Origin of the sequence: Streptosporangium minutum (genome assembly GCF_002149035.1) — a bacterium.
Classification (GTDB): domain Bacteria; phylum Actinomycetota; class Actinomycetes; order Streptosporangiales; family Streptosporangiaceae; genus Streptosporangium; species Streptosporangium minutum.
In genome coordinates this window covers 40,559-51,455 of the sequence record NZ_NGFP01000030.1, presented here as the reverse complement: position 1 = coordinate 51,455, position 10,897 = coordinate 40,559, and the positions used below count along the sequence as shown (strand labels likewise).

At 63.7% G+C, this 10,897-nt stretch carries 13 protein-coding genes and 1 pseudogene; 6 read left to right on the top strand and 8 right to left on the bottom strand.

The genetic code is table 11. From position 1 onward, the window contains the following. Positions 1–38 precede the first annotated feature (38 nt). Both CA984_RS09550 and CA984_RS45370 read left to right on the top strand, forming a co-directional pair. Complete coding sequence (locus CA984_RS09550; RefSeq protein WP_133061592.1) at positions 39–1,331, top strand: NsdA family TPR-like regulatory protein; 1,293 nt, start codon at positions 39–41, stop codon at positions 1,329–1,331. A 71-nt stretch (positions 1,332–1,402) separates the two neighbouring features. Further along, a complete protein-coding gene (locus CA984_RS45370; protein ID WP_133061591.1) occupies positions 1,403–2,386 on the top strand; it encodes a PIN domain-containing protein in 984 nt (327 codons plus the stop codon). A gap of 188 nt (positions 2,387–2,574) precedes the next feature. Here the strand turns inward: CA984_RS45370 and CA984_RS09545 are convergent, their stop codons facing one another. Continuing rightward, entirely contained in the window at positions 2,575–3,108 is a 534-nt protein-coding gene (locus tag CA984_RS09545; RefSeq protein ID WP_133061590.1) for a hypothetical protein, read from the bottom strand. 22 nt (positions 3,109–3,130) lie between these two features. Here CA984_RS09545 and CA984_RS45365 point away from each other — a divergent pair, with 22 nt between their 5' ends. From CA984_RS45365 to CA984_RS49230, 3 genes and pseudogenes are all read left to right on the top strand, one after another. Beyond that, positions 3,131–3,358 carry a hypothetical protein gene (locus tag CA984_RS45365; RefSeq protein ID WP_133061589.1) on the top strand — a complete coding sequence of 76 codons (228 nt, stop codon included), beginning with the start codon at positions 3,131–3,133 and terminating at the stop codon, positions 3,356–3,358. A gap of 65 nt (positions 3,359–3,423) precedes the next feature. Then, the gene (locus CA984_RS45360; RefSeq protein WP_133061588.1) at positions 3,424–3,627 is read left to right on the top strand and encodes a DUF7660 family protein; all 204 of its coding nucleotides are present in this window, start codon (positions 3,424–3,426) and stop codon (positions 3,625–3,627) included. A 4-nt stretch (positions 3,628–3,631) separates the two neighbouring features. Then, positions 3,632–3,685 (top strand): annotated as a pseudogene (locus CA984_RS49230) (hypothetical protein); the annotation flags it as partial. Between the two features lie 150 nt (positions 3,686–3,835). On the opposite strand, the gene CA984_RS45355 reads toward CA984_RS49230, so the two are convergent. Next, on the bottom strand, positions 3,836–4,372 hold the full coding sequence (locus CA984_RS45355; protein ID WP_133061587.1) for a hypothetical protein: 537 nt from the start codon (positions 4,370–4,372) through the stop codon (positions 3,836–3,838). 264 nt (positions 4,373–4,636) lie between these two features. Next, on the bottom strand, positions 4,637–5,500 hold the full coding sequence (locus tag CA984_RS09540; protein WP_207620797.1) for a YwqG family protein: 864 nt from the start codon (positions 5,498–5,500) through the stop codon (positions 4,637–4,639). A gap of 612 nt (positions 5,501–6,112) precedes the next feature. Between CA984_RS09540 and CA984_RS09535 the strand changes: the two genes are divergently transcribed. Continuing rightward, positions 6,113–6,898, top strand: coding sequence for a DUF4328 domain-containing protein (locus CA984_RS09535; protein WP_165781179.1), 786 nt, complete (start codon positions 6,113–6,115; stop codon positions 6,896–6,898). Between the two features lie 167 nt (positions 6,899–7,065). On the opposite strand, the gene CA984_RS09530 is transcribed toward CA984_RS09535, so the two are convergent. From CA984_RS09530 to CA984_RS09510, 5 genes are all read right to left on the bottom strand, one after another. Further along, positions 7,066–7,539, bottom strand: coding sequence for a GNAT family N-acetyltransferase (locus tag CA984_RS09530; RefSeq protein WP_086570359.1), 474 nt, complete (start codon positions 7,537–7,539; stop codon positions 7,066–7,068). Between the two features lie 361 nt (positions 7,540–7,900). Continuing rightward, entirely contained in the window at positions 7,901–8,308 is a 408-nt protein-coding gene (locus CA984_RS09525; RefSeq protein WP_165781178.1) for a tyrosine-type recombinase/integrase, read from the bottom strand. A gap of 60 nt (positions 8,309–8,368) precedes the next feature. After that, positions 8,369–9,229, bottom strand: coding sequence for a site-specific integrase (locus tag CA984_RS47060; RefSeq protein WP_108724544.1), 861 nt, complete (start codon positions 9,227–9,229; stop codon positions 8,369–8,371). Beyond that, on the bottom strand, positions 9,229–9,435 hold the full coding sequence (locus CA984_RS09515; RefSeq protein WP_086570355.1) for a helix-turn-helix domain-containing protein: 207 nt from the start codon (positions 9,433–9,435) through the stop codon (positions 9,229–9,231). Before CA984_RS09515 ends, CA984_RS47060 begins: the two co-directional genes overlap by 1 nt. 20 nt (positions 9,436–9,455) lie before the next feature. Then, the gene (locus CA984_RS09510) at positions 9,456–10,886 is read right to left on the bottom strand and encodes a replication initiator (protein ID WP_165781181.1); all 1,431 of its coding nucleotides are present in this window, start codon (positions 10,884–10,886) and stop codon (positions 9,456–9,458) included. Positions 10,887–10,897 lie beyond the last annotated feature (11 nt).

Here is a 10,897-nt window from a genome sequence, read left to right as displayed (position 1 = left end):
TCCCCCTCTTGAGCCCCCAGCCGCGAGGAAGACCCGAGATGCCAGACAACATCCCGAATGTCCAACTCCGAGCGTGGCGTAATGAGCACCAGCTCACTCGCGCTGATATGGCTGACCGAATTAACGCCACTCCGGCCGGTATCGCCGAACGGCTGAATTGCGATGAGGAGCGGATCAGACGGTGGGAGGCCGGCGAGGTCTCCTGGCCGCACACCTCCTACCGGCTTGCCCTCACCCAGTTGACCGGCTTGCAGCCCGAAGCCCTGGGATTCCGCCAGAACCGGCGCGGTCAGAGTCGCCTGATCGAAGCCACCGTGATGCCCCCCGTGGACGCGCTCCGGGCCGAGGCCGACCTGTACGGCACCATGGAACTCGCCCAGCAGCTCCAGGCATCCGACGTCGGGAACGGAACGCTCGAAGCGCTCTCCGAGGCCGTCGATCTGCTGTGCCGCGCCTATCCGGTCGTTTCCGCCGCCACATTGCGCGATCGGACGCAGAAGCGTCTCGCCCAGGTCAACGGCCTACTCGGTGGACGGATCACCCTCGCTCAGCACCGCGAACTCCTCGCCATCACGGGATGGCTGACGGCCTTGCTCGGGTGCGTTCACTACGACCTGGGAGAGCGCGAGGAGGCCGAGACCGCTCGACGCGCTGCCTACGAGATGGGCCGCCAGGTCGGGCACGGTGAACTCATGGGCTGGGCCTACGAGATGTCCGCGTGGTTCGCCCTGGTCGAAGGCCGCTACGAGGATGTCGTGACCGCCGCCCGCATGGGCCAGGCCGTCGCCGGCCAATCCAGTGCCCAAGTCCAACTCACTCTGCAAGAGGCCCGCGGACTGGCCCGCATCGGCGATCGCCGCGAAGCGGACAGGGCCCTCACCCGAGGAGCCGACGCGCTCGCCAAGCTTCCTCTGCCTGGGAATCCTGACCATCACTTCGTGTTCGACCACGCCAAGTGGGTCTTCTACGCCGCCACCGCATACACCTGGCTTGGTGACGACGACCGCGCCGAAGAACACGCCCTTGAGACGATCCAGATGCATACACGCCCTGACGGCACTTCCAACGCCCCCATGCGCGTTGCCGACGCCCATATAGATCTCGGCATCGTTCACGCTCGACGCGGCAACCTTGATGCCGCCATCGAACAAGGTATGGCAGCGTTCGACATTGATCGTAAATCTCTCGCCGACCTCGTCAATCGAGCCGGAGACCTTGACCGCGTCCTACGCCAACGCTACCGACGCGAAGCCCTTGCCGATGAGTTTCATGAGCGTTACGTGACTGGCCGCCGGGCACTTAATACACTCCGCTACGACTTGCTTGACTAACATGCCGTTCGAGTCGATGATGACTCCAAAAATCTCAAGACTTAAACGGTAGTGCATGCCATAATTTATCCATGCTTCACCTTTTCCTCGACACGTCAACTTGGCTTGACCTTGCCAAGCACCGGAAAGGCCAGCGCTGGATTGTCCCCATCCGAGTATTTGAGCATCAGAAAAAGCTGGAGCTATTAGTTCCACAATTAGTCACAGATGAGTTCAATCGAAACCGTCCGCGCGCCGAGTCAGCTGTAACCGCTAGCGTCCGCGAAAGATTCCGCCTACTTCGAAACGATCTACATGAGTATGGCGGAGAAGAATCACACACCTGGCTGGAAGAAATGACACACCAGGTCCCCCTTTTAAGCGCTGCCACTCTCCAAAACTTCCGCGAAATAGGGTCGCTACTGGAGGGCGGGAGACGAGTAGAGCCGACCGAACGAGACTACGAACGAGTCGTCAAACGGGGCATAAACAAACAAGCACCACTTCACCTCCAGAAAAACAGCGTGGCAGACGCACTGTTAATCGAACTATACGCCTCTTCGTATGAATCCCGAGCACAAAATGATCAGTACGCGTTCATAACGAGCAACCACCAAGATTTCTCCATCCCCAATGGGGACCGCCGAGAACCGCACCCCGACCTGGAAAAATACTTTAACGGGACGAAATCTCATTATCTCTATGGCATCGACGGCTTAAATAAAATTCTCGAAGAATACTTCGGCGAAGAGTTTATCGAAGAAGCCGACGATACCGAGTTTTTACACCAAGACACGCGGACGTTTACCGAAATCCTGGAGGCGGAGTATGAATTCTTCGATAAAATATCTCACGTTCGCAAGATAATCATAGCCGAGCGGGATGCGGCTGCCAAAGGCATACCCATTCCGCCCGAAGTTGAAGCTCGATTAGATGCGGCGAACCGAGCCATGGAAGAACGATACGGCGCCGAGAATATCGGCCCCTGGGATGACTGGGGATGGGGCTTCGTTCACGGCAAGCTCTCAGCGTTGCGATGGGTTCTCGGTTCCGAATGGGATTTCTTGGACACGTAGATTTGCCGAATTGTTCTTATAGGTATCAAGCGGCGGCGCGCCGCCGTACCCGGCCCTCCGCCGCCCGCCGGCCGGGCGTGCGGCGTGGGCGCCGGTCCCGGCCGGCGGCGCCCCGGGCCGTAGCCGCACCGCGCGCCCGCCGTACCCAACCAACGCGCCGACCTCAGCGACGCACCGCCGCCCACACCTCAAGCCCAGGCAAGACACCTCAGCGGTAGGCCGTCATTACGGACCGCGCGACCGTTGTACCGCAGGCCCGAAGCCCACCCGAGCAGGAACTCCGTCATGCTCTCGTGGATAGGACCCAGCACCAGGTCATGACGGTAGAGCACAAGCACCGGCCAGTCCTTCGGCTCGCCCACCGTCAGCCAGCCGAACGCCTCGCCGTCAATTGTGGTGCCCCACTCGATGAAGCCACCGGACTCCGGCCACATCGCCAGCGGATAGCCCTCAGGCGAGTCATCGCGCAAGTCGCGGTACTCCTCCCCCCACTGAGCCGGATCCCTCCTGTCCTCCTGGGGCAGCCCCCGAGGGTCATAGATCGCCAGCCACCTAGCGAACTGGCAACTGCCATACCGCTCAAGGAAGGCCATGTAGTCAGCAGGAAACCTCAGCCCCATATCAGAGGCCAGTTCCTCCCAGCTCCCGATACCGAAGACCGGTTCTGCGGGTGGAGGAACCAATGCGACGAGATGCTCAAGGACGGTCTGATCGTCACTCATGGCCTGACTGTAGTGACGCACCATGACAACCAGCCTCCGGCGGGGGCGCTCCGGCTCCGGGATGTCCACCAAGGGCGCGTTCATCGCCGCCGGTCTCTCGATGGCTGAGGTAGGGGGCCTGCTCATCCCGTCTGCCGTCGACCCGGGACAAGCCGAGCAGACCACGGGCCGGGGCGCCAGGTCGTTCGTCCAGCAGGGCGCTCCACCTGGCGCCCCGACCCATGCCCTGCTTCCCCTGCGGGCGGGTTGACGGCAGACGGGATGAGCAGGCGGGCTGGATGTGCGGGTTTGCTGGGAGCCCACCACTATGGAGCCATGGGACAGAACGACATATCGCCGGCCGCAGCCGAAGCCGTCGAGACCCGCGAAGATCTCGCCCGTTATGTTGAGGCTCTCCATACAGAGCTGACCAACGGAGCGGTCTGGGAGAACGACCGCCTGGGGCGTTTCTTGGAAGCGCTGGCCGCCTGGGTCAGCGTCCCCTGGCTACTACGCGAACACGGGCCGTCCCGCACCTGACGATGCCTCCTGGTCGTTCTTCGCCAACGCGCTGGGGGCGGCAACGATCTACGAGTAGGCCGTGCCCGTTGCGTGCCCGTCAGTAGAGGGAATGAGGGGGACTCATGGGGAATCCTGGGCAGCCGGAGCACTCTCCCGCAGGTCAGCGTTTCCCCAGTTCAGTGGCCAGACACACTAGAGACTTCCCAAGCTGACAATGCAGATCGCTCTATTCCACGCCAGCTTGCCTGGGTCGTTCAGAGTTCAGCCAGTATTGAAAGGATGAACTCGTAGATTTGAGCACGGTGGGATCACGTAGCGGCTCAGGCCAGATTTGCAGGAAGTAGTGATCACCTATTTCGATCGCGACCTCTTCGTCCATACCTCTGACGTGGTACCGCAAACGATACGCTCCGGGACCGGCGGGCAACGGAGGAAGAGAATATTCCCTCCCTTCCCACTCCTCCAGAGAAACACGGCCTGATGGGGACTCATAGCTGATCTCGACGATGTCCTCGTAACCATCGAGGTCAGCACCCGGATCCCGATCGGCGACAGCCACCGTGAACTCCACCGTTCCCCACTGAGGACCCACAATCAGGGAGGCCCTGCCTTTCTCCACTCGGATGATCCCCACAGGGTGGCCCGGCACGCCATCAAACTGGCCGCACGCGTCACACCCCTCATCCACGAGATAGACCTGACTGTAATCCACCCCCACATCCAGCTGCTTGACCTGCACGACAGGAGTCTCATCTCTGGTCATGGGCGGGAAGCATAGACTTCGCCACCGACAAGATCGCCTATCAGCGGCAGCGCAACCAGGCTGCCGTCAAGCGATAGACGACGAGCGAGCTTCCCGTGCCAGATGCGTGCCAGAACAGGCGGGGAACCACGGTCACTCAGGGGGACTCACGGGGACTCGACCCGCCCTGACCTGCACCCCTGTTTTCTCAGCTCAGGACAGCAAGCTCAGTAGATGATTCCCAAGCTGACAGTACGGTTCGGTTCCTGACCGCGTCGCTCGGCTTCACGACCATTGGCTGACTCCTCTGACGGGCCGGTCAGGGCACTGCGAGCAGATGAAGAGGTACGTCGATCCCGCGTCGCCGATCATGATGCCAGCGGGCCCCATACGTTCGGGATCGAAGTCCGAGCTGAGAAGATGCCGTTCTTTGAGCGGTACCCATCTGATCGCGGATCCAGGATCATGCTCCCAACTAGCGATCGTCAGCAGGTGCTCCATCTCATGGTCTTGATCGCACTCGACGCTCTCCGGGGACTGTACCCAGTCGACCCACCCGCCGACCTTCGTTCCCGGCGCGACCGACAGATGGTACTGATAGCTCCATTCCTCTGGGCCGTCCAGAGACGATTCCCATGCATCGATCTTCGCGTACAGCTCCTCCGACGCTTCCCAGACTGCGGGATACTCCTCGACTCGCTCAGGCGAAAGCACGCAGGGCCGCGGACGATAGCCCTTCTCACTGGCTACGGGCTCCGGGGCCTCGGCGAGGTCCGTGAGGAGATGCGAATCGCGCCAGACCACGTGCACCACGGGCCGGTAGTCGGACTCGTGGACAAAGGGGCACCACAACACCTGGCACACGTCCGTATCCGGCGGGAACGGCAGTTCCGGCACATCCCGGGCGTAGATCTGGAGGATCGGCACCATCGCGATCGACTGCAAGGCCGAGAGGTCCTCATGGTCGGAGGACCCACAGAACGGCCATGACTCACCGGCAGGCCAGAGCAGCGGCCCACCCATGGAACTGTCCGTGACGGCCGGAGCTCCGCGGCGAGGATGCAGTCGGACCGTGGTCCTGCTCCGGCCGGCCAACTCAGGAAAGAGGGCCACCACATCCACCGGTGCGGGCGGTGTCGTCAGTCCCACGCCTTCTCACTCCGATCATCCGGAACACTGTGACCACACACCGTAGGACAGAGGTCAGACAGAACGGGTCTCTGCCTCTAGGCATGATCAGTGGGCCATTAGCGGGCCATTAGCCAGGGTGACGAGGGGTCAACCACGGTCACTCACGAACAGCCGAACGCCCAGCTCAGCCGCCCCGCAAGGCGTGATCGATGCACTTTCCAAGCTGACAGCGCGGGTTCGATTCCCGTCACCCGCTCCACGCTTCAAGCCCAGGTCAGGGACGGATTCCCGACCCGGGCCTTTCCTCCCTGCCCCTCTTCTCGAAGGTCAGAGCGAGATGATCTTTTCTGACACATGAGGAACGTTAGCTGGCACTCAAGGCACGTGGAATCGACGTGGTGTGGGTGGGCGACACCACCGGCGCCACGGCACTGTGTGGTGGCTGCCGTTCCTGCTCCTTCAGTCGCATACGTGAAGGCAGGCTTTACGCACTGCCCGCTCTCACCGAGACCATCACCGAAAGTTCAAAATCCTGGCTTCATCACAAGAGGATGCCGGATCGGGCAACTGATCCTTTCCTGGTTCTTGGCCCGACATACTGGTTCGTCCAGATTCCGAAAGGGCCACGCCATGTATCCGCCCCCCCTCCCCTACCAGGGCTACCCGCCACCGCCGACGCCCTTACGCCCAGTCCGGGGCGTCGCCATCTTCGCCGTGGTGGCCCTGGTGTGCGACTCCCTCATCGGGATCGTCGCGGCCGTGATCGACCTCTGGTACGCCTCGCTTGTGGACCACATGATCGTCGACCTCGACTCCGTGTCCGAGGCGGAGATCGACACGGGCGATTTCGTCTACGGCCTGTCCGGCATCTTCGAGACGGTCGTCTACCTCGTGGCCGTCGTGGCGTTCCTGGTGTGGTTGTTCAGGGTCAGGGCGAACGCCGAGATCCTCTCACCTGGCGGCCACCGGCACAGCCGACCGTGGCTGATCTTCGGCTGGATGGTGCCGATCGTCAACTTCTGGTTCCCGAAGCAGATCGTGGACGATATCTGGTACGCCTCCTCCCGCGTCTCCTCGCCTCCTCGGGGGCTGTTCAACGTTTGGTGGGCGGCCTGGCTGATTGGTACTTGGGGGACCAACGTGGCCGTCCGTCTGCTGTTCAACTCCGACGGGCTGGAGCCGTTGGCCGCCGCCGCACGGTTCGACGTGGTGAGCATCGTGCTGATGCTCATCGCTGCCGTGCTGGCGATCGGCGTCATCCGCAAGATCACCGAAGCCCAGGAGGAACACCGCTCAGCGGCCGCCGCCGGCATGACCCCCGGTGGTATGCCTTCCGGCGGCATGGCTTCCGGCACCCCCGGTGGTATCGGCGGCATGGCGCCCGGCGCTCCCGGCGGCGACCACCCAGGGTACTGACGGTCGCGCCGCCGGGCGCCGATCGAGGACCGGGTCAGGCCGGACCCGGGTCGTCGGCGGGCCCGGCGGCAGCTCGGCGAGCAACGAGCCGAACGCTTTGTCATACCGCCGCAGGTCGTACTTAGAACGATCTGGCGTCCTGCTGACTACGACCGCAGTGCTCGCCGTTACGAAGGAGGCGTCAGATCCAGCACCCCGACCGTTTCGCCCTCACTCTTCTCACCTGTGAGCTGGAACCCGAGCTTCCGGTAGAAGCCCTCGGGCCCGCCCTCTCCCGGCTCCCACGTGACATACATTTGCGTGCCGCCGCGGTTCCTGAATTCGGCGGCCACTGATTCGACGGCGAAGCGGCCGACACCGCACCCTTGTACGTCGGGTGTCACGTTGAGGCGCCACAAGCCGGACCGAAAGTCGACCCCCTCGCCGTTCCAGTCGATATCAAGGAAGGCCATGAGGAAGCCCACAGGACGGTCGCCGTCGAGGATGAGGCGCGGCCAGGCCACCTCCGGGTGGACGTAAGCCTCGGCCAGCGACTTCACCACCGGCGAGACGAAGCGCTCTTGGTCGGGGCGGACTTTCACGGCGATGGCCGCCTCGATGTTGGCAGGGGTGATAGGCGCCAACCGAAGGCTTCGAGTCATGCGAGAACCATATGGGCTGGTTACGCACGGCCCCGTGCGGCCGGCGCCCCTACCCCTCGGCGTGAGCGACGCCTCTCCGGACGGTCCTGATAAGGAAGCAGTCACAACCTTGATCGCTTGCCAGATGCGTGCCAGAACAGGCGGGGAACCACGGTCACTCAGGGGGATTCACAGGGACTCGACCACCCCTGACCTGCACCCCCGTTTTCCCAGCTCAGGGCAGCAAGGTCAGTAGATGATTCCCAAGCTGACAGCGCGGGTTCGATTCCCGTCACCCGCTCCACTTCAAAGGCCCAGGTCAGGGATTGATTCCCGACCCGGGCCTTGATTGTCTCTAGGGCGTTCTCGATCTTCCGTGCAATTAACCGACGGGGGCGAGCACCCCGGCTGAGCCGTCCTCATCGTCGTCCCGCTTCTCAAGCTGCCTGTCGATCGCATCCGTGATCGCCTTGTCGGCACCCCGTACGGCGTGCTGATAGATCATCGCGGCGCGTACGTTGTCGTGTCCCATCCGGGCCATCAGGTCCTTGAGACCCACACCCGACTCGGCGGCGAGCATGTTGCCCGTGTGCCGGAGATCATGAAAGTGCAGACCTGGCATACCCATCTCCTTGACCACACCGACCCAGCGCGTACGGGTGTTGAACCCGCTGCGCCAGAGCGGGCCACCCTTCGCGCCGGGGAAGATGAGCGCGCCAGGATCGGCCTGGACGTAGGTGGCGATGTGCTCGCGCAGCACCGAAATGATGCTCTTGGGAATGCCGACCACGCGCCGGCCCACCTTGGATTTGGGCGGACCGAGGAGCAGACCGCCGGTCGAGCGCTCGACCTAGGCCGCCCGGATACGCACCGTTCCCTCGTCGAGGTCGACGTCCGTACGGCGCAGCGCACTCACCTCACCCCATCGCAGACTGGCGAAGGTGGCCAGGAGCACCAGGGCACGGAAGCGTCGATCATGGGTGCGGTCGGCCCACCCGTCCGTCCACATCTTCCACAGCGCCCTTTCAGCGTCGGCACGACCGGTGAAGACCTCGGGATGGGTCCGCATCCCTCCGTGCCGTTGGAAACGCAGCCGGTAGGCGTTGTCCTTGAGCTTGCGGACGTTGCCCACCGGACGACGGCCCACGAGGTCGGCCAGCTCGAAGACCTGGGCCACGGTCAGCACCGGGCGCTCCTGGGCGTGCTCGTCGCCGGCTCCGCGGATCCGGCACGGGTTGCGCGAGATGATGTGGTCCTCTTCAACCGCCGTCATCAGCACGGCCCGCAGCAGGCGATATGCCTTGGCCGCCACGCTGACCGAGACCCCATTGCTGAGTAGGTCGGCCCGCCACTGCCGAATCATCGAGGTGGAGAGCTTGCCGAACTGGACCCCGCCCAGGTACGAGGTGATGTGTTTCTTGAGCAGCCAGCGATAGAGGTCGACGGTGCGGGGGCGGAGGCCTGCGCGCTGGGAGATCCACGTCCCCGCGTAGTCCTGAAGCTTGATCTTCCCGTGATCCGGGTCCGTCCACTCCCCCTTGATGATCTGAGCCTCGACGAGGGACAGCGCCCGTTTCGCGTCACCCTTGCGGTCGTAGGTGTCCGAGCCGGTCCGCATACGCCCGTCCGGGCCGGGATAGCGGATCTGGAAACGTCCGGATGGGAGCTTGCGGACGTTGCCGAAACGTCGGTGACCGTCCTTGTTGGCCATCAGGCAGCCTTTTCGGTGACCTCGTGAGTCATCAGGGGCTCAACCGTCCCCGTGACGACGAAAGCGAGCAGTGCGGACTCCCGGATGCGGACGTGGCGGCCGATCTTCACGAACTCGATCCGGCGTTCCGCGATCAGCCGGCGGATGAAGCGCTCCGAGGTGGGAAGCAGTGCGGCAGCCTCGTGCACCTTGAGTAGTTCGTCCAATGGATTCTCCTGTCAGGCTGTCAGGCGGCCAGTGAAGTTGCCGAAAGATCTGGAACGGGTTGTCCGTCTGCTCTGGCCTGAAGTTCGATCAGGCGTGCGCGGGTGCGCCGGCGGTTGGCGACCTCACGCAGTAGCCGTTTGGCCAGCGGGGTGCGGTTGGGATCCTTGGAGGAGACCGACCGCCAGACGTAGCGGTGCGGGTCGGTCACCGTCTCGTCGGGCAAGCCGAGCATGTCGAGCACCCAGGCCCGGCAGTCCTGCTTGTGTTCGCGCAGGGTTTTGTTGGACCACTTGCGGGAGACCAGGACACGGCGGCCCGCGTAGCCGAGGTGTTCGGCCTTGCGCGCCTTGCCCTTGCATCGGCCCGGCAGCATGCCCGCCTTGGCCCCCTTGGGCTGGATGCTGTAGCGCAGCCAGTTCGGGCACGTCGGCGAGCAGGGTTCGTAGCGCAGCGCCTCGACCATCCGAACGGCGTGGTCACGACGGGCCTGGTTGTCTTGGTCGTCAGGGTCGAGGGGGTCGCCGAGGTTCTTGGTCAGGTACTTGGTGAGGTAGCCGATGCGCTTGTGAGCGTCCGGTGATCCGGCGACGATGCCTTGGACATCGACTTGAGGGCCGAAGCGGACCACGTGCAGGGGTTCGGCCGTCTCGCCGGTGCCGAGTTGGTCGAGTGCCTCGTCCCAGGTGGGCAGCAGTTCCTCCGTGGCGGGGTCGAGGTAGTCGCCGCTCTGCCCGTCCGGGTAAGTCTCCCCGTCGCCGAGGTCGGCCCACTGACTCCAGACGGGCAGGTGGTCACCGTCGAAGCGGACTTCATCGACTGATGGCCACCACACTTGGTGGTAGGTCGCCGCAGCGATGGCCTTGATCTCCGCGCGGGGCATGGTGCCGCGGATTGCCATGTGCAGGTGCGGCGCGAGCCGCTTCTGTGGCTCGACGGTGGCGAAGTACTGCACGTCGTAGCCGGCCACCCGGCGCAGGTTCTGCACGAACCGGTCGACCAGCTTGGAGAAGTGCAGGGCGTCGCGGGCCGCCGCCGCATAGTCGTAGGTGCTCGGATCGACCGGCACGCCCAGACCGGAGCGGATCTTGCCGTACGAGGGCAGGGTAAGGGTGACGAACAGCGACGGCCGATACACCCTGCCATCGGGGGCGATGAAGGTCCGTCTGAGAGTGGTGTCCTGCTTGGCCCGCTTGGGCAGGTCCGGCGCATCTTGGCGCCGCCTCGTCGAGCGGGAACGGTTGGGAACCGTCCGCCCGCCCAGGACATTGCCCCGCATCCCAGCGGCGTTGATCTCCGCGTCGATCCCGGCTATCGCCTCGTCCCAGTCGAGGGTGTCTTCCCCGTCCCGCTCGGCCTCGTCCCGTTTGGCCTGCACGTCGGCCCGGAACTCGATCAGCCACCGCTGGTCTTCGGTGGAGGGATGGGGTTCGGCGACAGGTTCGTGGTCCAGGTGTCAGCCCT